The organism is Halomonas sp. 18071143 (assembly GCF_019211725.1).
Taxonomy (GTDB): Bacteria; Pseudomonadota; Gammaproteobacteria; order Pseudomonadales; family Halomonadaceae; genus Vreelandella; species Vreelandella stevensii.
Window position 1 is genome coordinate 3,544,282 of the sequence record NZ_CP078120.1, and the last position, 21,014, is coordinate 3,565,295.

At 61.5% G+C, this 21,014-nt stretch carries 18 protein-coding genes and 1 pseudogene; 11 read left to right on the plus strand and 8 right to left on the minus strand.

The genetic code is table 11. The features are described from left to right. Positions 1–232 precede the first annotated feature (232 nt). Positions 233–1,678: an NAD(P)(+) transhydrogenase (Re/Si-specific) subunit beta gene (locus KVY02_RS16610; protein ID WP_039174945.1), complete on the minus strand. Its 1,446-nt coding sequence runs from the start codon at positions 1,676–1,678 to the stop codon at positions 233–235. A gap of 16 nt (positions 1,679–1,694) precedes the next feature. Then, positions 1,695–3,266: a Re/Si-specific NAD(P)(+) transhydrogenase subunit alpha gene (locus KVY02_RS16615; protein WP_100731488.1), complete on the minus strand. Its 1,572-nt coding sequence runs from the start codon at positions 3,264–3,266 to the stop codon at positions 1,695–1,697. Positions 3,267–3,492: 226 nt separating this feature from the next. Here KVY02_RS16615 and pqqA point away from each other — a divergent pair, with 226 nt between their 5' ends. The 7 genes from pqqA (at position 3,493) to KVY02_RS16650 (ending at position 10,779) form a co-directional block, all read left to right on the plus strand. Then, positions 3,493–3,564 (plus strand): pyrroloquinoline quinone precursor peptide PqqA, encoded by a 72-nt coding sequence (pqqA, locus tag KVY02_RS16620; protein ID WP_100731494.1) that lies wholly within the window; start codon positions 3,493–3,495, stop codon positions 3,562–3,564. Positions 3,565–3,643: 79 nt separating this feature from the next. Further along, positions 3,644–4,567: a pyrroloquinoline quinone biosynthesis protein PqqB gene (gene pqqB / locus KVY02_RS16625; RefSeq protein ID WP_100731487.1), complete on the plus strand. Its 924-nt coding sequence runs from the start codon at positions 3,644–3,646 to the stop codon at positions 4,565–4,567. Between the two features lie 38 nt (positions 4,568–4,605). Continuing rightward, positions 4,606–5,394 carry a pyrroloquinoline-quinone synthase PqqC gene (gene pqqC, locus KVY02_RS16630; RefSeq protein ID WP_100731486.1) on the plus strand — a complete coding sequence of 263 codons (789 nt, stop codon included), beginning with the start codon at positions 4,606–4,608 and terminating at the stop codon, positions 5,392–5,394. A gap of 17 nt (positions 5,395–5,411) precedes the next feature. Beyond that, positions 5,412–5,714: a pyrroloquinoline quinone biosynthesis peptide chaperone PqqD gene (gene pqqD, locus KVY02_RS16635; protein WP_100731485.1), complete on the plus strand. Its 303-nt coding sequence runs from the start codon at positions 5,412–5,414 to the stop codon at positions 5,712–5,714. Next, the gene (gene pqqE / locus KVY02_RS16640; protein ID WP_100731484.1) at positions 5,707–6,867 is read left to right on the plus strand and encodes a pyrroloquinoline quinone biosynthesis protein PqqE; all 1,161 of its coding nucleotides are present in this window, start codon (positions 5,707–5,709) and stop codon (positions 6,865–6,867) included. Before pqqD ends, pqqE begins: the two co-directional genes overlap by 8 nt. Next, the gene (locus KVY02_RS16645; protein WP_100731483.1) at positions 6,864–8,645 is read left to right on the plus strand and encodes an alpha/beta hydrolase family protein; all 1,782 of its coding nucleotides are present in this window, start codon (positions 6,864–6,866) and stop codon (positions 8,643–8,645) included. Before pqqE ends, KVY02_RS16645 begins: the two co-directional genes overlap by 4 nt. Positions 8,646–8,697: 52 nt before the next feature. After that, a complete protein-coding gene (locus tag KVY02_RS16650; RefSeq protein ID WP_232710812.1) occupies positions 8,698–10,779 on the plus strand; it encodes an insulinase family protein in 2,082 nt (693 codons plus the stop codon). On the opposite strand, the gene KVY02_RS16655 is transcribed toward KVY02_RS16650, so the two are convergent. Beyond that, positions 10,769–11,698 (minus strand): LysR family transcriptional regulator, encoded by a 930-nt coding sequence (locus tag KVY02_RS16655; RefSeq protein ID WP_218313965.1) that lies wholly within the window; start codon positions 11,696–11,698, stop codon positions 10,769–10,771. The two genes, KVY02_RS16650 and KVY02_RS16655, sit on opposite strands and share 11 nt — an antisense overlap. 168 nt (positions 11,699–11,866) lie before the next feature. Between KVY02_RS16655 and speB the strand changes: the two genes are divergently transcribed. Further along, complete coding sequence (speB, locus tag KVY02_RS16660) at positions 11,867–12,772, plus strand: agmatinase (RefSeq protein WP_081136031.1); 906 nt, start codon at positions 11,867–11,869, stop codon at positions 12,770–12,772. 24 nt (positions 12,773–12,796) lie between these two features. Here the strand turns inward: speB and KVY02_RS16665 are convergent, their stop codons facing one another. After that, the gene (locus KVY02_RS16665) at positions 12,797–12,958 is read right to left on the minus strand and encodes an alpha/beta fold hydrolase (protein WP_198517497.1); all 162 of its coding nucleotides are present in this window, start codon (positions 12,956–12,958) and stop codon (positions 12,797–12,799) included. Between the two features lie 161 nt (positions 12,959–13,119). Here KVY02_RS16665 and KVY02_RS16670 point away from each other — a divergent pair, with 161 nt between their 5' ends. From KVY02_RS16670 to KVY02_RS16680, 3 genes are all read left to right on the plus strand, one after another. Beyond that, positions 13,120–14,430 (plus strand): IS1380 family transposase, encoded by a 1,311-nt coding sequence (locus tag KVY02_RS16670; protein ID WP_100731480.1) that lies wholly within the window; start codon positions 13,120–13,122, stop codon positions 14,428–14,430. A 650-nt stretch (positions 14,431–15,080) separates the two neighbouring features. Beyond that, complete coding sequence (locus tag KVY02_RS16675) at positions 15,081–16,820, plus strand: carbohydrate-binding module family 20 domain-containing protein (RefSeq protein WP_218313966.1); 1,740 nt, start codon at positions 15,081–15,083, stop codon at positions 16,818–16,820. 149 nt (positions 16,821–16,969) lie between these two features. Then, on the plus strand, positions 16,970–17,797 hold the full coding sequence (locus KVY02_RS16680; protein ID WP_157808963.1) for a hypothetical protein: 828 nt from the start codon (positions 16,970–16,972) through the stop codon (positions 17,795–17,797). Here the strand turns inward: KVY02_RS16680 and KVY02_RS16685 are convergent. The 4 genes and pseudogenes from KVY02_RS16685 to KVY02_RS16700 all read right to left on the minus strand — a co-directional run bounded on the left by KVY02_RS16685 (position 17,721) and on the right by KVY02_RS16700 (position 20,887). Further along, positions 17,721–18,297: pseudogene (locus KVY02_RS16685) on the minus strand (transposase). The gene KVY02_RS16680 and the pseudogene KVY02_RS16685 sit on opposite strands and share 77 nt — an antisense overlap. Before the next feature lie 291 nt (positions 18,298–18,588). After that, complete coding sequence (gene aroQ / locus KVY02_RS16690) at positions 18,589–19,035, minus strand: type II 3-dehydroquinate dehydratase (RefSeq protein ID WP_016915326.1); 447 nt, start codon at positions 19,033–19,035, stop codon at positions 18,589–18,591. Then, a complete protein-coding gene (locus tag KVY02_RS16695) occupies positions 19,032–19,238 on the minus strand; it encodes a hypothetical protein (protein ID WP_198517496.1) in 207 nt (68 codons plus the stop codon). Before KVY02_RS16695 ends, aroQ begins: the two co-directional genes overlap by 4 nt. A 287-nt stretch (positions 19,239–19,525) precedes the next feature. Next, positions 19,526–20,887, minus strand: coding sequence for a 2-oxoadipate dioxygenase/decarboxylase HglS (locus tag KVY02_RS16700; RefSeq protein ID WP_218313967.1), 1,362 nt, complete (start codon positions 20,885–20,887; stop codon positions 19,526–19,528). Positions 20,888–21,014: the final 127 nt, after the last annotated feature.

Genomic DNA, 21,014 nt, shown 5'->3' on the forward strand with positions numbered 1-21,014 from the left:
GTGTCACAGTTTTATAGCACCTTGCCGATAGCCACAATTTGCATTTTCTGACCAATTCAATAGCTCTCGACTATTGGAAATCATTTCAAGCGTGCCAATGCCTAGGGCATCGGACGCGCTCCATCATCTCTTTCCAAGATAGCCACTATCAAGTGCATGTCACGATCTTCATCAACACCCGCCAACAAATCGGGGAGCCCATGGGCTCCCCGAGTTCATCTTTTGGCGTCACTCATCCTTCGACCAGCGGTAGCAAGGCATTCACGCTATCCCGCGCATCGCCGTAGAACATTCGCGTGTTCTCCTTGAAGAACAGCGGGTTCTCGATGCCCGAGTAGCCGGTGCCCTGGCCACGCTTGCTGACGAACACCTGCTTGGCTTCCCACACCTTGAGTACCGGCATGCCCGCGATGGGGCTATTGGGGTCCTCTTCGGCGGCAGGGTTCACGATGTCATTGGAGCCGATGACGATAACCACGTCGGTGGTGGCGAAGTCGTCGTTGATTTCGTCCATTTCCAGCACGATATCGTAGGGCACCTTGGCTTCCGCCAGCAGCACGTTCATGTGCCCCGGCAAACGCCCAGCCACCGGATGAATCGCAAAGCGCACGGTTTTACCCGCAGCGCGCAGCTTGCGTACCAGGTCGCTGACCGCCGCCTGCGCCTGCGCCACGGCCATACCGTACCCGGGCACGATGATGACACTGTCGGCGTCGTTCAAGGCCGAGGCAACGCCGCTGGCATCGATGGCCACCTGCTCGCCTTCGATCTCGGCGGCAGGCCCCTGAGTGCCCCCAAAGCCCCCCAGAATCACGCTGATGAAGTTGCGGTTCATCGCCTTGCACATGATGTAGGAGAGAATGGCACCGGAGGAGCCCACTAGGGCCCCGGTCACGATCAACAGGTCATTGGAGAGGGTGAAGCCCACCGCCGCCGCCGCCCAGCCGGAGTAGCTGTTGAGCATCGATACCACCACGGGCATGTCCGCCCCGCCGATGCCCATGATCAGGTGGTAGCCAATGAAGAACGCCAGTGCCGCCAGCAGGAGCAGTGTCCAGAAGCCCGCGCCATTGAGGTACAGGATCGCCAGCAAAAGCGACAGCGCCGCCGCCCCGGCATTGAGTCTATGCCCACCGGGCAGTTGGCGAGGTTTGCCATCCACCTTGCCAGCCAGTTTGCCAAAGGCCACCACGGAGCCGGTAAAGGTCACCGCGCCGATGAAGATGGCGAACACGACCTCGATCTGCAGAAAGGTCAGCTCATCCGGTGCCTTGGTGGCCACCAGCGCAGCAAACGCAGAAAACTCCTGCATCACGCCATCGGCAGCCCGCGCGGCCATCACCCGGCGACGCTCCAGGTCGGCACTCCAGGCCACGAACACCGCTGCCAACCCGACAAAGCTGTGCAGCGCCGCGACCAGCTGAGGCATTTCGGTCATCTCGACCTTGCCCGCCACGTAAATCCCTATCCCGGCGCCGATCACCATCATCGGGATCAGCCACCCGTAGCCGCCAATACCGGGGCCGAAGGCGGTGAACAGTACCGCCACCGCCATCCCGACGATGCCGTACCACACCGCACGTTTGGCCTTTTCCTGGTTGCTCAGCCCACCCAGCGAAAGAATGAACAGCACGCTGGCCGCAATGGCCGCGGCAGATACGAACCCTTGTCCTAGCATATCGTTTCTCCGCCGCTCAGGATTTCTGGAACATGGCCAGCATCCGGCGTGTCACCTGGAAGCCACCCACGATATTGATAGACGCGATCAGTACCGAAATCGCCGCCAGCACGCTCACCACTCCGCTCCCCGACCCCATCTGCAGGATGGCCCCCAGGATGATGATCCCGGAAATGGCATTGGTCACCGCCATGAGAGGCGTATGCAGCGAGTGGCTCACGTTCCAGATCACCTGGAAGCCAATGAAGCAGGCCAGCACGAAGACGATGAAATGCTGCATGAACGACGCTGGCGCGACTTGCCCCAGCAGCAGCATCACGGCACCGCCTGCCGCCAACAGGCCGACCTGGCGTTTGGTCTGTGCCTTGAAGGCCGCCTGCTCGGTGGCCTTCTTCTCTTCCGGCGAGGGCTGCTTCTCTTTCTTCTTTGGCTTGGCCGCGCCAATGGCCTTGACCTTGGGCGGGGGTGGCGGAAAGGTGATTTCCCCCTGGTGGGTCACCGTGGCCCCACGAATCACGTCATCATCCATATTGTGGTGGAGCACGCCATCCTTCTCCGGCGTCAAGTCACTGAGCATATGGCGAATGTTGGTGGCATACAGCAGCGATGCCTGGGTGGCCATGCGTGAGGGAAAGTCGGTATAGCCAATCACCACCACGCCGTTATCGCTCACCACGCGCGCATCGGGCTGGGTGAGGTCGCAGTTGCCGCCCTTTTCGGCGGCCAGATCGACGATCACCGAGCCGGGTTTCATGGCCGCCACCATGTCGTCCAACCACAGTTTGGGCGCGGGTTTGCCGGGAATCAGCGCCGTAGTGATGACGATGTCTACCTCGGGCGCCTGCGCGCGGAAACATGCCAGCTGCTTTTCCCGAAACTCAGGGCTGGAGGGCGAGGCATAGCCACCGCTTTCCGCGCCGTCCTGGGCGTCTTCGAAATCGAGGAACAGAAACTCGGCGCCCATGGACTCGATCTGCTCGGAAACTTCCGGGCGCACATCGAAGGCACGCACCACAGCGCCCAGGCTGGTAGCGGTACCGATTGCCGCCAACCCCGCCACGCCCGCCCCGATCACCAGCACCTTGGCAGGGGGCACCTTGCCCGCGGCGGTCACCTGGCCAGTAAAGAAGCGGCCAAAATTGTTGCCCGCCTCGATCACCGCCCGATAACCCGCAATGTTGGCCATGGAAGAGAGCGCATCCATCTTCTGGGCCCGAGAAATACGCGGCACCATGTCCATGGCGATCACGGTGGCGCCCTGGGCTTTGCAGGTTTCCAGCAGCGCTGCGTGTTGGGCTGGCCAGAAGAACGCGATCAGCGTTTGGCCTTCGCGCAGCCACTGCGCCTCTTGCTCGGAGGGCTCACGTACCTTGACGACCACGTCGGCTTCTTGCCATAGCGCCTCGGCATGTTCGACCACGGTGACGCCAGCCGCCCGGTACGCCTCATCACTGAACCCGGCTCCGGCCCCCGCACCCGCTTCTACCAGGCACTCATGGCCCAGCTTGTGGAGCTGCTGTGCGCTGTCCGGCGTCAGCGCGACCCGCGCCTCGCCTTTAGCACTCTCTTTTGGTGCGCCTATTTTCACACGCGTTCTCCCTGGTTAGCCCGCCCTGCGCACGCCTCTCCCCGTGTATTGCCAACCTCAGAAGCGGGTACGCCGTCGTGTCATGGCAACGCCATGGCGTTGCTCGTTAGCAGTTTAGGATCTAACGCCAGGCCCGCCAGTGGCCATTCAACCTTTGATGCAACCCGGTTGTTTAACTACAGTGACTAGGGTCGATACGCTATTACCCAGCACAGGAGAGTTACCCATGTGGCAAAAACCTTCTTATCAGGATGTCCGCTTAGGCTTTGAAGTCACGCTCTACATTTCCACTCGCTAGCAGGCTCCCCTACCCCACCAGCCTCTACCCGACCCCGGGTAGAGGTTTGAATCCTCACGATGACTCTTAAGGACAACCGATGCATGTGTTAGTACTCGGTGCGGCCGCAGGCGGTGGATTCCCACAATGGAACTGCAACTGTCCGAATTGCTACCACGCGCGCCAAGGCAGTAAGGATCATGTGCCATGCACTCAGTCATCCATCGCGCTGAGTGTGGACGGCAAGCAGTGGCTGCTATGCAATGCTTCGCCAGACATTCGCGCCCAGCTCAACGCCAACCCAGCACTATGGCCAAGCAAGCTGCGGGGCAGTGGCATCAGCGGCGTGCTGCTGGCCGATGCGCAGATAGATCACGTCACAGGGCTGCTATCGCTCAGAGAAGGCTGCCCTCTGGATGTGTGGTGTACCCCCAATGTGCACCGCGACCTTTCCTCCGGATTTCCCCTATTTCCCATGCTGGAGCACTGGGGTGGGCTACGCTGGCAGCCGATAGACCTGGAGGATGATCGCGACGTCGCCGAGTTCACGATCCCCTTTCTGCCAGATATTACCCTCACCGCGTTTGCACTGCACAGCAACGCCCCGCCCTACTCACCGCGGCGCGGCTCGCCTTCCTGTGGCGATAACCTTGGGTTGTATATCGTCGATCGGCGCAGCGGCAAATCGCTCTGCTACGCCCCTGGGCTGGGTAACCCCACCCCGCTGGCCATGCGCTTTTTAAACGCGGCAGATGTGGTGATGGTGGATGGCACCCTATGGGATGACGATGAGATGCAAGCATTGGGCGTGGGCACCTCTACCGGTCAGCAGATGGGCCATCTGGCACTCAACGGCCGCGGTGGAATGCTCGAGCTGCTGGGTGAACTCCCCTCCCAGACTCGGCGTATGCTGATCCACATCAACAACACCAACCCGATTCTGGATCGCGCCAGCGAACAGGCCAAAACACTCAAGGCCGCTGGCATTGAAACCGCTTATGACGGTATGCAGTTTACGCTTTAGACGTACCGCTCATGATGATGACAACCAGGAGGTCGATCATGACGCTATCGGCAATAACGCCCGGCACACCTGCCGTCACGCTAAGTCCAGAGGCGTTTCGGCAAGCGTTGCTGAGTAAAGGGCAGTATTACCATCTCCACCACCCTTTCCAACAAGCAATGGCCGAGGGCGAGTTGACTCGGGAACAGTTGCAAGGCTGGGTAGCCAATCGTTTTTACTATCAGCTCATGATTCCCCAAAAAGACGCCGCGTTACTCGCCAACTGCCCCGACGCGGCCACCCGCAGGCGCTGGGTACAGCGCCTGCTGGACCACGATGGTCATGAGGAGAATGAAGGCGGTATAGAGGCCTGGCTGGCCCTGGGCGAAGCGGTAGGGTTATCACGTGAGGCGCTACTGTCCCAGGAGCATGTGCTGCCGGGCGTGCGTTTTGCGGTGGACGCCTACCGCCACTTCGTGGCCAGCGCACCGTGGCAGGAGGCGGCTATCTCTTCGCTGACGGAACTGTTTGCCCCCCAGGCCCACCAGAACCGCCTGGATACCTGGCCCAAGCACTACCCTTGGATAGACGAGCAGGGTTACCGCTACTTCCGCAAGCGCTTGAGCGAAGCTCGCCGAGATGTGGATCACGGGCTGGAAATTGCCCTGAGCGTGTGCACCACCGCGGCGCTTCAGCAGCGGGCGCTGGAGATCCTGCAGTTCAAGCTCGATGTGCTGTGGAGCATGCTGGACGCCATGACCATGGCCTATCAGCTTGGCCGCCCACCCTACCACACAGTCACCCAGGAAGCGGTCTACCATCGAGGGCTGGAGCGCTCCACTTATTAGGTTTTGGGAGATTCATCATGTTGCAGCAAGCCACCTCCTCACACCTGGACGTTTTCCAATTGCGACGCGGCTGGCGGCTTCAATGGGAAGCCGCCCAAGAGTGTCACGTGATTTTGTACCCGGAAGGCATGGTAAAACTCAGCGCAACAGCAGGAGAGATTCTTCAACTGGTCGATGGACAGCAGAGCGTCGAAGCCATTATCGCCACACTACAGCAGCGCTATCCGGAAGCGGAAACCTTGGCCGACGATGTCGTGCAGTTTCTCGATGAGGCTCGCAGCAATGGCTGGCTAGCCGTCAGGGAAGTACAGCATGGTTAATCACGCCCCACAGGCCACCTCCCCCCCTTTATGGCTGCTGGCGGAACTCACCTACCGCTGCCCTCTGCAGTGTGCCTACTGTTCGAACCCGCTGGCGTTCACCCGCTATCAGAACGAGCTGGATACCGAGGCATGGGTCGACGTGCTGCGTCAGGCACGCGCCATGGGAGCCGTTCAGCTTGGTTTTTCCGGTGGCGAACCTCTGATTCGTCAGGACCTCGAAGCCCTGGTGAGTGAAGCACACCAGCTCGGCTTTTATACCAACCTGATCACCTCAGGCGTTGGACTCACCAACCAGCGTGTAGATGCCCTGGCAGAGGCAGGTTTGGATCATATTCAAATCAGCCTGCAAGCCGCTGACCCGGAACTCGCCCAAGTGCTGGCCGGCTCCGCCAAAGCGCATGCCAACAAGCTAGCCATGGCCAAAGCGGTCAAGGCGGCAGGCTACCCCATGGTGTTGAATGTCGTGCTACATCGGCACAATATCGACCAACTTGGCGACCTGATCGCGCTCTGCGACGAGCTGGGTGCCGATGCAGTGGAATTGGCCAACTGCCAATATTACGGCTGGGCATTTTTGAACCGCCAAGTGCTGATGCCCACTCGGGAGCAGCTGGCACGCGCCGAGGCGGAAACCAACCGCTGGCGGGAATCCCTGGCAGCAAGGGGGCGCGATATGTCGCTACTGTTTGTGGTGCCAGACTATTTTGAACAGACGCCGAAACCCTGCATGGGCGGCTGGGGCAGCATATTTATGACCGTTGCTCCGGACGGCGCCGTGCTGCCCTGCCATAGCGCTCGGGACCTACCCATGGCATTTCCCAATGCCCAGGAAACACCGCTAAAAGACATCTGGTACCAAAGCGATGCCTTCAACCGCTTTCGCGGCACCCAGTGGATGCCAACGCTCTGCCAGCAGTGTGACAAGCGCGATAAAGACGTCGGCGGCTGCCGCTGTCAGGCCTATCTGCTGACGGGCGACATGAACGCCACTGACCCGGTGTGCCAATACTCGCCTGACCATGGGTTGATCCAGAACCTGCTGGCCGACAATGCCCCGTCCACCGACGATCAGGCGACGCTCATCCCCCGCAACGCCCGCCAGTCAAAGCGTTTACAGGCGGCCACAGCAGAGTTGATCCACCGGCAATGAAGCTAACCCTGGCCGAAGCAGCGGCGCCCACCGATACCCTCGCCGAGCTGCAATGCGACGCTCAAGCCGTTTACTGGCTGGCCCGCTGCCCCAACACAGGGGAGATGCAGCTGTGGCAGTGGCTTGCCGATGACAGCGCCCCGCCTCACTGCCTTGTAGAAGAAGCCGTTGGCAGCCGCGTCAACCAGTACGGCGGCGGCAGCCATGTACCGCTACTGGGCGGCATTGCCTGGGTGCGCCAGCGCGACCAGGCACTCATGTATCGATCCCCGAACGGCACTGCTCAGTGCTGGCAGCAGCACGCCCAGCGGGCCTACGGTGGGCTGTGTGCCGACCCTGAGCGTGAACGCGTCATCGCCATTGAAGAGGATGCGCACGGCCAACGACTGGTGGCGGTCTCGTCACAGGGGCGTCAGGTCATTCATGAAGGTGGCGATTTTTATGGCGCCCCCGTGATCAGCGATGACGGTAGCTATCTGGCCTGGGTCAGCTGGTCGCTGCCACATATGCCCTGGCAACGCAGCCAGCTCAACACCGCCACCTTGACGTCACACGGCCAGCTTGAAAATGATCAGCAGCGGGACCTTGGCGCAGCGGTTAGTCAGCCGCAGTTTGCCCCCCATAACGCGCTGATCTGCATGAGCGACCACGCAGGCTGGTGGCAACCCTGGCAGGTGAACTTGACGACCCCACGCTGCCTTGGCAGCACGCCGGTCGACCATATCACCACCCCCTGGCAGTTGGGCGAGCACCAGCACGCTTGGCGAGACGACAGGCAGCTCTATTGCCAGCTGCGCCAGGGCGCGGCGCAGCTTTACCGGCGCCGCAGCGGGCGAGAAGAGGCCCTACTGGACGAACCCGGCCGCGTGGCGAGCATCGTCGTGGCAGAGCATGGTGACTACGCCATCGTGCAAAGCGCTGGTGCCGGTGCCCAGTTGATGCGTTTTGACGAGCACCGCTCACGCCGCTGCCTCGCAGGGCAGCCGCCGTTGGCACTGACGACGGCCACCGCCCAGTGGTTGGAAGCACCGGTGGGCCACGCCGGTGAAACCGTGCACGGTTTTTTCTACCCAACCCGTAGCGATGACGATGCCCCCCTCATCGTGCGCGTTCACGGTGGGCCAACCGCCGCCACTTACCCGGTTTACGACCCACTGGTTGCCTATTGGCAGCAGCAGGGCTTTCACGTGCTGGATATCAACCCCAGAGGCAGTGGCAACTTCGGCCGCCGTTACCGGGAGTGTTTGGCGGGCCGGTGGGGCATCAGCGATACCGAGGACGTGGTTGCCCTAGTGCGAGCGGCCTGCCAGCGCTACCCCATCGCCCCCCAGGGCTGCTTCATTCGCGGCCAAAGCGCCGGGGGGTTTACCGCCCTCAATGCCTTGGCGGCCTCGCGGCTGTTTGCAGCGGCCACTAGCCTTTACGGCGTCACCGACGCGCTAACCTTAGCAGCTCAGACCCACCGCTTCGAGTCCGGCTACCTGGGCTGGCTGATCGGCGATGCGACGCAACTCGCTCAGCGGAGCCCTGCCTTTCAGGTGGCACACTGTACCCGGCCACTCAAGGCACTGTTTATCCAGGGAGGCAAAGATGCCGTCGTGGTGCCGGAGCAGACCCATGCCATGGCGCGGCATATCGAGCAGCATGGGGGCGAGGCGCAAACCCTGCTGTTCGATAATGAACGCCACGGCATCCGTCACCCTCACGCCCGCCAGACCATGCTGGCCCGGGAAGCGGCGTTCTATCGACAGTGCCTGGGCAGTCAGGGCTGTGATTGAGCTGAGCCTTCGTCAAACTCACCAAGCGTTTGCCAACGGCGTGAACGCTACGGTGGCACATGCCCCCCATTTGGCCCGTGCGCATGCCAGTATCGCCATATCAGCCGGCTATTTGGATGAGCCCTCTCCTTGGGCGGGGCTAGCGCACCTGCTGGAGCACGTGCTCACCACGGCACCGCTGGCAGCCTGTGGCAACAAAAGCCTGCTGATGTGGTTTGCCCAGCATCAAGGCACCTTGAACGCTCGAACCGACGATCACGTGACCGACATTCACTTTACGATTCCCCTCGACCTGCTTGAACAGGCGGGGCTGATGGTGGCGACCCAAGTCGCCATACCGCATATGCCACTATCGGTCATACACCGTGAAGTCGCGGCCATTGATGCCGAATGGCAGGCACGCCAATCCAGCGCCAGTATGCGCAAGCTGGCAGCCTTTTCCGCACTAGCCGACCCGCAGCATATCGGCGCGGGGTGCCGACACGGCAACGCTCAAACCCTGGGGCAAGCGTTGTCCAGGCTGCATGACGCGCTGTCAGCGTTTCACCACCACCATTACCACGCGGGTCGTGTCAGTATTACCCTGGTTAGCCCTTGGGGCATCGGCCCCATGCTGGCACTGGTTCAGCGTATGGCACTGCTGTTCAAGCCATCCACCGAAGGGGGTGAGGCGTTGGCAATGACATCTCGCTGGGGCAGCAGGCGAGAGGTGGACATACCCGCCGCTGATGGAGCACCGCAAGGGATGGCGCTACTCTGGCCACTGCCGTCACACCTCTCGTACCGCCAGTTTTTCGCCCTGACGCACCTGGCCGATACGGTCAACCAGGGACTGTTGATCGATCAATTTCCCTCTACGATCAGCGATTACTGCGCCACTGCTGCGCCCAGTGGCGCCACGGATACCTTTCATCTGCAACTCGACGGTTACCTCGACACGACTCAGCGGGAAGCGCTGGCCATGGTGCTGAGCAAGCGCCTGAACAGCCTGCTGGCTGCCCAACCACATCAGGATTCGTCACTATGGCAACCGCCCACCCACAGCGAAGCACTGGCACCCGCCTGGTTTAGCCACGCTCGTCATCAGGCACTGGCGCGCAGGTTCTCCGCAACATCGTCGGCATACACGTTCGCCTCCTGCAGGGCCCGCTTTCTGGTGCCTCGCGTCTCGTCGCCGAGCAAGAGCTTGTCGGCAGAGACACACCCGGTCAGGGTCACCAGCGTCCAGCGCTGGTGCGGCCACTACGGCGTCTACGATGACTTTCCCTCGCTTGCCGATACCGCCTGGGCTGCCTGCTTTATACCCAAGGCCATGATTACCCTTGGACCACTGGTCAAAAAACGGCTTGCTCAGCAGGGGGTTACCGTTCACCAGAAAAGTCTGGCGCAAGGCAGCTGGGTGATGACCGTAGGCAGCAGCGCGGTAGCCAGGATGGGCGTGCTACTGGCATCAGCACGCCTGACCACCAGTGCCCCCGCTCACGGCCTGCTTGCCCAGCAGTTGTTACAACGCTTGGTGTCGTTGCCCGACACCCCGGCTCTGTGGCTTTCCCAGGCAGACGGAAGTGATGAGCTGGAGCGGGCTCTCGAATCGTTGACCCGCCAGTCATGGGGTGAAGACGCAGCACTTTCCAAAGAGGCTACCAGCGACACCATCCCAGCCAGTACGGCGATCATGCGCACGCTGAGCCTGCTTGGCACACCTGCCCAACGCTGGCTACTCGCCCAGGCTGAACAGTGCCACAGCGCCGCCTTTTTTCAGCAAGCCAGACATGAACACTCGCTGGGATACGTGGCCGCAGTACGCCGCGGCGATGGAGCGCCCTGCTCCCTTGGTTACGTCATCCAAACCACTGGCAACCCCACCGCCGCCAACACCAAGCTGGCAGACATCACGGATCGTTTGTGGCAAAGGTTCGATGACGCTCTGTCCCCCGTGGCTCTGCCCCCCGAAACGCCTCTTGCCGCGTTGATGACGCAGTGGCAAAGCCTGCTGGCAGGGGCAACACAGCCTCTACATCGGCTGCCATTGGATAGGTCGGCACTCAATGAACAGATCACGTCATCAGGTAGCCAAGGCGGCTGGCAAACGCACTGGCTGGACAGCCACGGGCGATACCGGGTCAGCTCTTGAGGCCGTGCTTGACCGCAAAGGCGACAAGTTCATTGTAAAGCCAGACGCTGGTAGGCGCGTTCACATACAGACCATGCTGTATCAGGGTCATTTTCAAGAGGGGAAGCTCTTTCGGCGGTTCCACCAGTCGAACCGGCAACATGGTGACAAAGCGCTCGGCCATCTGGCGTGGTAGCGTCATGATGGCCTCCGTCAAGGCCACGACTCTTGCAGCGGCAATATAGTTGAGGTTTTTGGAGATCACCCGTCGGGTCAAGCCGTGCTGTACCAAGCAGCTATCGATACTGCTGGGACGCAGGCCGCTGATATCGGCCAGCTCCACATGGGGCTGGGAAACAAACTGCTCCAGGTCCACTCCCTCGCCCACGCCGGCATGGTCCGAGGCCACCAGGCAGACGAGTTCCTCATCCATCCACGGCGTTTGTATCACCCCCGTCGGCAGCGTGTCCTGGTAATCCAGCCCCACCACCATATCCACCTGGCGCTGCTCCAGCGCCTCGTTCAGCACGTCGGGGGTAATCAGCTCTATCGAAAAACTGAGACCGGGCGCACTGCGCAGCAGCTGGCTCAAAAACGCCGGGTACATGACCTCCTCGAAATAATCCGTGGTGGCCAGGGTGAAGTGCCGCGTACTGGTGGCGGCCGCAAAGGTCGCGGGGGGCGCCAGACCCGCCTGCAGGGCGGCCAGGGATTGATGCACGACCGGCAACAGTGCCAAGGCACGAGGGGTCGGCTGTAGCCCTTGCCCGGAACGCACCAGCAGCGGGTCGTCCAGCGCTTCACGCAGGCGCTTGAGCGCATGACTCAGGGCGGGCTGGCTCAAATGGAGCTTTTCCGCCGCACGGGTGACATGGCGCTCGCGCATCAGCATCTCGAAGACGAGCAGCAAATTCAGGTCAAAATGGCGTAACGAGCGCATGAGAGCAAACTATCCATGAGATGAATGATTTCATTCTAAATATTCATTTCATTCATTTCCAAAAATTCCTTATCGTCGCGCTTCTTCGGGCCACCCCGCCCGTGCTTGCCAGCCCCCCTTCTTGCTGCACACCACAGGAGTACACGTCAGGTGACCCCATCGAACATCATGCCCAGCCTGTTTGGTGATGTTATTTCCACCTTCATGGGGGTACCCAAAGCCACCGACCCAAGCGCTACCGACGCCGAGGTCGTGGTCAGCGGTGTGCCGTTTGATCTGGCCTGCTCCGGACGCTCGGGCACGCGCATGGGGCCTAATGCGATTCGCCAAAGCACGGCGAACCTGATTTGGGAAGGCAAGCGCTGGCCGTGGGATTTTGCGTTGGAAGAGCGCTTGCGGGTCTGCGATGCAGGCAACCTGGACTACGCCTACGGCGAACCGGATAGCCTGATCGACAACCTGGAAAGCCACGCCATGCGCTGGCTGAAAGCGGGTAAAAAGATGCTGACGCTGGGCGGCGACCACTACATCAGCCTGCCGCTGCTGCGCGCCCATGCCCGTGAACACGGCCCGCTGGCGCTGATTCATTTCGATGCCCACACCGACACCTACGAGCAAGGCACACGCTATGATCACGGCACCATCTTCCATCATGCACTGAAGGAAGGCCTGGTCGTCCCGGAGCATTCACTGCAGATTGGTATTCGTACCAGCTATGACCGCCACAACCACCCTTACGAGGTGCTGGACGCCGACTGGGTGAACGACCACGGCCCGGCGGCGGTACTGGAGCGCATTCGCGCGCGGGTAGGTCATCATCCCGCCTACGTGACGCTGGACATCGACGGCCTCGACCCGGCCTTTGCGCCCGGCACCGGCACCCCCGTGTGCGGTGGTCTCTCCACGGACCTGATGCTCAAGGTGGTGCGCGGCATGGTCGGCATGGAGCTGGTGGGCATGGATTTGGTGGAAGTCAATCCGGCCTATGATCACGGCGACATCACCTCGCTGGCTGCCGCCACGTTAGGGCTGGAATTCCTCTATACGCTGGCGGCGTCCAAGCCCGTCAAGTGATGGCAAAGCCGCCTGGGCCATCGCTCAGGCAGCTTTGTTCAGCCAGCGAATGACCTGCTCGGCGACGGCGTCCGGGTGGGTCATGTGAATGCAATGCCCTTTGGTCGGCATGACGCAAAGCTGGCTGTTGGGCATCAGCTGATGCAACAACCCCAACGTTTTCTGGTACTCGTTCCTACCAGTCAAGTCGCTTAGCGTTATAGATGCCCACAGCGACTGCTTTCCAACAGGTAGAAGACCCGTTTATCGAGAAGGGTCATAGGCGTCACCAGAATCGTCTCCAGGCGTGGAAAGGGCGCTCTTTCGTTGCAATTAAAACAACACTTTCAGGCTCTTGAAAAATCAGTGTGTTCCGCCAAGAACCTGATCCAAGGGAGCCATCCGCCATGGGTGAAAGCCTACCCACCTGGACGCCCTCGTGCAACGGCTCTGTCCGTATCGAGCTGAGCGGCCAGCGCACCACCAGCGACAGCGGCGCCCTGCTGCTGCGTGAAGCCCTCGACAACAGCGGCGTGATCGAGGCGCTGGAAGACAATCTGGTCGATCGACGCCACCCGCTGCGCATCCGTCATTCGCTGGCCAGCCAGTTGCGTACCCTGGTGCTGCAGCGTGCGATGGGCTGGATCGATCTCAGCGATACCGACACGCTGCGCCGTGACCCGCTTTGGCAGTTGGCCTGCAGCGATGCGCGGGGGCTGACGCCCCTAGCCCAGGACCGGCCGTCTCAAGCCACGCTGTCCAGGCAGCTGACGCCGGACATCGACGGCCTGCCGATCGAGGTTCACGGCCACCAGGGCGGTTCGGCCTATCATGGCCTGTACGGCACCCGGATCTATTCGCCGCTGGTGGCCTCGCTGGCCGAGACCGGTGACATGGTGGGCGGCCTGCTACGAGAGGGCAACGCCGGCCCGGCCGAGAACGCCGACACCTGGATCCCCCATCTGGTGAGGCGGCTCAACGAGAGCACCGGCGCTCAGGTTCGGGTGCGCATTGATGCCGGATTCACCGACAACGACACGCTGGAGGCCCTGGAAACGCGCGACATCGAGTATCTGGGCCGGTTGCGCAGCCACAAGGGCCTGCAGACACTGGCGGCGCCCTACCTGAAGCGGCCCCGCGGCCGACCGCCCGAACAGCCTCGGGAATGGTGCCATGACCTTGAGTACCAGGCCGGTTCCTGGCCAGCGCCACGACGCGTGGTGCTGGTCGTGCAGGAGCGCCCCGATGACTTGCTGCTGCATGCCTTCTTCCTGGTCACCAACCTCGGCAAGTTCGACTGGCCGCCGGAGAAGATTTTGGCGCTCTATCGCAAGCGCGGCAGCGCCGAGGCCCACATGGGCGAGGTGAAATCGGCGCTGGATGTGCACCTGTCGTCGACGGATCGCGGGGCCTCCACGGTCCAGGATGTCATGGCCCGCAACGAGGTGAGCCTGCTGCTGAGCCTCTACGCCTATCAGGTTCTGCATGGCCTGCGCTGCTTGCTGGTGCATCAGACCCGGCAGGGCTGGAGTCTGAGCCGGATGCGCGAGCAGGTACTCAAGGTCGCTGGCACGCTGACGCTGCACGCCCGGCGCATCACCGTTCACCTCGGCGATGCAGCTGACAAATGGTGGCCTGCCTTGCTGAAGGGGCTACCGAAGCTGACCGCGCTGAGCTGACTCGTCGGCGATACCACCACCGATCCATGCGTACAGCAGCCCCACCTCGGCTGATGATGACGGCTGCACGAATGAGGGCAGTCCATTCCTGTAGGTTGTAAACATAACGGAAAAATGCGCTGTTTTTGCATATGGCAGCGGATTCTCATGCTGCCAACGCGGTGCCGGTGGGCCGGTGTTGGCAGCGAGGGCTGACAATCCTCTCAGCCAGCGCCCTCATGAATAAGGCGGGATAAACAGTGTGAGGAGGTGTAACGAGCCTTCAAACAGTAGCGAGATGCCAGCCAACACGCCGATCCCCCAAGCCATAAATGCCGGGCGATTGTTAGCGAACCCCAGGTGCTCACACCAGAATGGACGGATGTTTATGCGAGGCAGCAAGAAGTGCTCTGCTTCAATGATGTCACCAACAGGGGGCGATCAGCATGATGAAATAGGAGAGTACATTGAGCCACTGGGCTGCATGCCATACGCCCCCTATCCTCCTTGAGACTACGCCCCTTTTTTACTCCCCAGGGGTGTTATAGGCGAGGGGGTCACGATGCATATTGCCAATTCCTCGGCCAAGAAAAATAGCAATAAACTGCCTTTATCCGAGGAAGAGGGACGCACTAAAACACAAACAATAAAGCGCAAACAAGGAGTAAATAATGACCTCTTTGCATCGGTCTCTTGCCGGCGCCGCCCTTGGCGTAGTCGCCCTCGGCGCGGCCACGATGTTACCCACCCAGCAGGCCCATGCGGGCGCTTTCGTGCATCTATTCGAATGGAAATGGAGCGATGTGGCCCAGGAGTGTGAGAACTTCCTCGGCCCGAAGGGCTTCAGTGCCGTGCAGGTATCGCCGCCCCAGGAGCATATTCAGGGCGACGAATGGTGGACCCGCTATCAGCCGGTCAGCTATCAATTGCAGAGTCGCAGTGGCGATGCCAATGAGTTTGCCAACATGGTGCAGCGCTGTAATGCCGTCGGCGTGGATATCTATGTCGATGCGGTGATCAACCACACGGCTGCCGCCGGGAGCGGCACGGGTACCGCCGGCTCGCCCTATAACTCCACTTCCCTAGATTACCCCGACTACAGCAGCAACGACTTTCACCCCCATTGCGATATTCAACCGGAAGACTACGGTAACGATGCATGGCGGGTGCGGAATTGCCGGCTGGTGGGGCTACCGGATCTGGCTACCGGGGATGAATATGTTCGGAACACCCTCGCCGGCTACCTCAACCACTTGACCTCCCTCGGCGTGAGAGGCCTGCGCATCGATGCCGCCAAGCATATGGAGCCATCTGATATCGAGGCCATCCTATTGCGGGTCAACGATCCGCTCTATGTGTTTCAGGAAGTGATCGACGTGGGGAACGAGGCGGTAAACGTAGGGGAATACACCCATATTTCCGACGTCACGGAGTTTCGCTACAGCGCCGCGATCGGCGATGTCTTCCGCAACCAGCGGCTGGCCAACCTGAGTCAGTTTGGCGAGGCCTGGGGATTCATGGCTAGTGATAAGGCCGTGGTATTCACCGATAACCACGATAACCAGCGAGGCCATGGGGCAGGCGGCAGCAATATCCTGACCTACAACGACGGTAGCGTGTACAACCTCGCCAACGTCTTTATGCTGGCGTGGCCCTATGGGTACCCGAAGGTGATGTCCAGCTTCAGCTTCTCCGACTCGGATCAGGGCCCCCCCGCCCAGACCGTGTACCAGAACGGCGAGGCGAACTGCGGCGACGCCTGGGTCTGCGAACACCGCTGGGACTCCATTGCCAACATGGTGGAATTCCGCAACGTGACCGATGGCAGCGGGGTCTCCGACTGGTGGGACAACGGCAACAACCAGATCGCCTTCAACCGCAGCGACAGAGGCTTTGTCGCCATCAACCGGGAAGGCTCGCCCCTCTCGCGCACCTTCACCACCACGCTTCCTGATGGAGAGTATCGCAACATCGCCGGAGACGGCAGCTGTGTCAGCGTCCAGGGCGGCCAAGTCTCGCTGACCGTCCCCCCCATGGAGGCCGCGGCACTGCATATCGGCGCCGCCTGTGGCACGCCGCCTCCGCCCCCGCCCGAAGAGTCCGAAGATGTCGTCGAGGTCTCGTTCAGCTGTGCCAACGGTACCACCGACTGGGGCCAGAGCGTCTATGTGACCGGCGACAGCGACGAACTGGGCAACTGGTCGCCCGCCGACGCACTCAAGCTCGAGCCGGACAACTACCCGACCTGGGAAGCCACCCTCGATATGCCGGCCGATGCCAGCATCGAGTGGAAGTGCATCAAGCGCAGCGAGACCTCCCCGAATAGCCAGCTGGTCTGGCAACCCCGAGATAACAACCTCCTGGAAACCGGGGCCCCCGGCTCTACGGCGAGCACCTCGGGTAGCTTCTGATCCCGCCCGTGTCTCCCGTTCGATGCCTCCTGTACTGCCGGAGCCCCCGTCCGGCATGCCCCTGCCATTCCGCTCCCTGAATCTTGCGCGTCACGGGCGTCGCCACCGCCCCCCCCAGGGCAGGGCGAACACTCGAGGTCACAGAACAAATGACAGACTCTCCCCGGGACCAACCCACGCCGCCCCCCGCCACTCCGGCTCCGCAGGGCGCCGGCCTCTATCGGCGCTTCGCGCGACCGGTGGTCGGCTGCCTGGACGAGGCCCGGAACCCCGAGGGGCTGGTCGCGCCCTTCACGCGGTTCGAACGCGGCGGCGCGCGCCTGGCTGTGATCGGTGCCAGCGATCCCCACGCCGCGGACGAATCCCGAAACTTGGGCGACTGGTACCGCGCCATCGAGCGCGCCAGCCGGGAAGCCCGCGACCAGGCCGACCTGGTGATAGTACTGGCCGACAACGGCAGCGGTCCGGCCCTGTGGCTGGCCGAGCGGCTCGATGCCTCCGACCTGATCATCGCCGCCCGGGGCCAGGACTTCTGGCCGACCCTGGTCGAGGTGGAGCGACGCCGCGGCGACAGCGTGCCGGTCTGCTTCCCCGGCAGTCGGGCGATCGGCGTCTTCCGGATCGCCTGCCACGCCTGGCACAGAGGCTGGCGTTGCCGCTACGGCCGCTATCCCGGGCAGCGCGTCGACCTCAAGGGCAGCGTCGCGGGGGAACTGGTGACCTGGAATCCGGCCGCCTCCCACGAGGCTGGCCCGCCGCCCTGGGGAACCGCTGATCAATTCGTCTCTGAGCGTCTAAAACACTCAGGGCGGCACACTCACCGCGTCAACGGTCACTTTCTGGCCACTGAAGGTGGCCTTTTTACCCTGGCAGCCGGGTTATCCGGCTGCCAGGCCAGATTCAAGACACACTGGCCCCGTCAGCATGGCCCTGGCATCGTCCAGCCAGCACCAAATTGCCGAGGGCGAACAGGGTGAACAGCTGTGCCTGGTTCCTGGCCAGCCCCTTGTAGCGAACCTTCCGGTAGCCGAAGAGGTTCTTGATGACATGAAATGGGTGCTCGACCTTGGCGCGGATGCTGGCCTTAGCCTTCTCGAATTCCAGCAGCAGCGCTTTCATGGGACTGTCTTCCATCTTCTTGATAGTGCTGCGCCTGGCGGCGACACTGTGGGCCAGTCCGGTGACCGCATCGACACCGATATGGGCCTTCATGCCGAAGTAATACTGCTTACCCTTCCGGGTCTGCTTCATCGGCTAGGGCATACCACTGCTGCAGGAAGTAAATGCGCAGCATGCGCTCCAGGCCAATGGGTGGTCGGCCTCGCTTGCCCGCTGACTTCGGGAAGTAGGACGGCGACAGTGCTGCAATCAGCCGTTGCCACGGCACCAGCTCCTCCACCCTGGCAAGAAACCGCTCGCGGCGGGTGACCTTCTTCTTGTTCTGGTGCTCAACCTGGGCGAATGAGATCTGTTTCATCGGAGTGGCTCTGTCAGCGGGTGTTGGACGACAGGTCAGATTTTACCTCGTCGGTGGCCATGAGGCAGCTCCGGCGGGATTTATGCAGCGTTTCCCTAAGGGGGGCAGTACTGTGGCCATGCTGGTAGCCACGGTGGCTTCCTTTTTTACCCTTAGCCTCATTCTCTGGCTGGTCAGCCTTACCCCCTAGCTGGCTTTTTGAGAGTGCCAATGAATTGCTCTTCGTGAAGGTCAGAGCCGCCCTTGCAGGAAGCGGCTCGTCATCAAAGCACGATATGACTCCTGCGAGTGTTACTGATCGGCAGCTTTCATCACCGCGTCCAGGGCCGCTTGGTAGCCCTGTGTGCCCAGCCCGGCAATCACCCCATCGGCCCGCAGTGAGACATAGGAGTGGTGGCGAAAGCGCTCACGTTTGTGCACATTGGAAATGTGCACTTCAATCACCGTACCCTCGAAAGCATTCAGAGCATCCAGGATAGCCACAGAGGTATGGGTGTAAGCGGCGGGGTTGATAATGATCGCCTGGGTGCCATCGAGGCGTGCAGCGTGAATGGCATCGATCAGGGCGCCCTCATGGTTGCTTTGCAGGCAGTTCAGCGTCCATCCCGCCATGACCGCTTTTTCACGCAGCGCGTTATTGACGTCTTCCAGCGTCTCGTAGCCGTAGATTTCCGGCTGCCGGGTGCCCAGCAAATTCAGGTTGGGCCCATGCAGGACAAGCACTTTAGCCTGGCTCATGTATCATTCTCCTTCAGCAGTTGGCGGCGATAGTGGGCAAATAGCGTGGCCGATTGTTGCGCTGCTGCCTCGCGTTTGACGTCATCTTCACAAAAAAACTTGAAGGCGTCGACGCCTTGAAAGACGAACAGGCTGACACCGCTCACCACCGCAGCTCCGACCTGCTTCGCCGCCGCAACAAACTCGGCGGGCAGCTTGCGCAATTCTTTATTGAGACGGTGGGGGCACCGCCTGATAAAGCCACTGGTTTGGTAAGCGGTCCAATAACCTTGCAGTTACCCATAAATGTTTGATGCTGAATATTTGGCAATCCGGGCGCCTTCAACGAGATCGGAGAGTCGGGAAAAACCTCGCCAGATGACCGCAGTTCCAGGCGGTGCGTCGGAGGCACGGTCGAGGTAGCCGCCGACCGTGTGCTTTTGATGGCGCCCTTCCTTCATCTTGCGGCCAGTCGATAAATGGGTGAATCCAATCTTCTCTACACCCCCTGTCAGCCCTCCCCACCCAGCCACGCCATCACGGCCTCTTTCGAGCGCTGTTCGCGTTCGGCATACAGCGCCAGCTCATCCTGCACCGGGGCGCCCAGGGCAGCTTCGAAGGCGTCGCGGTTTGCGTTACCGGCGTAAGCGCCGTTTTCGCTGCCGCCCAGGTTGGATTGGAAAATACCGGCGGCACTGACGGGCAGAAAATCTTCATAGGTGATCGGCTGGGCCTCGACCCACCCCTGGGCCAGCAGCGTTGCCAGGTCGGCGTGCTCGGCGCGGCCCTTGGCTGCCTGCCCGGCGTCGGTCAGGTGGTAGTGGAAGTAGGCCAGCTGCTCGGTGCGAATCGCCTCGTGGTGGTCCGGAAACGCGGCGAACACGCGCTCCATAATGGCCTGATGGGCGTCATTGTCCAGGCCAGCGGTCTGGGCACGCCCTTGGTTCAACAGCTCATCATAAAGCGCCCGCCCTTTAGGGGTCAGCGCCATGCCGCGCTGCTCGATTTCGCCAAAGCGCGCCGTATGCGTGCCCTGGGCCTCCCCGGCGAAACGAATCGACTCCTCCAGCGCCCGAAAGCTGGTTTGGCGCAGCAACATGGGGCACTCCCGACGGGGCGGCCCTTCGATCACCGCCTTGGGGTTCATGCCCATGCTCGGCATACGACGCTGTGCTTCGTCGATGTCCAGGGTTCTGGGCGTCAGGTGGTTGATGTGCGGCCCCTTGAAACACACCACATCGGCAATCAGGCGATGCTCGTCGTGCAGCGCCTGGTAGGTTTCCAGGTCGACGGTCGCTTCCTGGTGCCAGCGGAAGGTTTCCAGCGCCTCGCTGACGAACTGGTCGGCTTCTTCACTGGACAACCCGCCCTGGGTTTCGTGGCGCTGGATGAGCGCCCGCACCGCTGGGGTAAAGATATCCCGCTGGGCCAGAATCTCCTCGGCGCGCTGGCGCAGCGTCTCGCTCTCGATCAGCTCCAGGCGCAGTAAAGAGGTAAAGACTCGGAAAGGGTTCAGCGCGAGGGCTTCGTCTTCGATGGGCCGAAACGCTGTAGAGTGCACCGGCACGCCCGCTTCCGAGAGGTCGTAATACCCCACCGGGAACATGCCCATGACCGCAAACAACCGGCGCAACATGGCAAGCTCGCCCTCGGTGCCCACCCGGATCGCCCCGTGGCGCTCAACGCTCAGCCGGGCCAGCTCGCCCTGAGCTTCCAGGCGCCGGTGCAGCGCTGGCTGCTGCTGAAGGGTTTCCTGGTTCACCCGCTCGACCAGTTCCAGCAGCGCACCGTACTGCGGCACTTCCGCTTGATACATGGCCGACATCGCCTTGGAAAAACGGTCGCGTATTGCATCAGTAGTGATAAAGGACATGTTGTGGCTCTCTGGGGTCGATAAAGAACGGCACGCGTCGCCAGCCTCATGGCCTCTTCATGACACGTGCTTGCGCTGCGTTCTATCAAACCGACTCGGGGAGCGAACCACAAACGAAAAAAAGCAC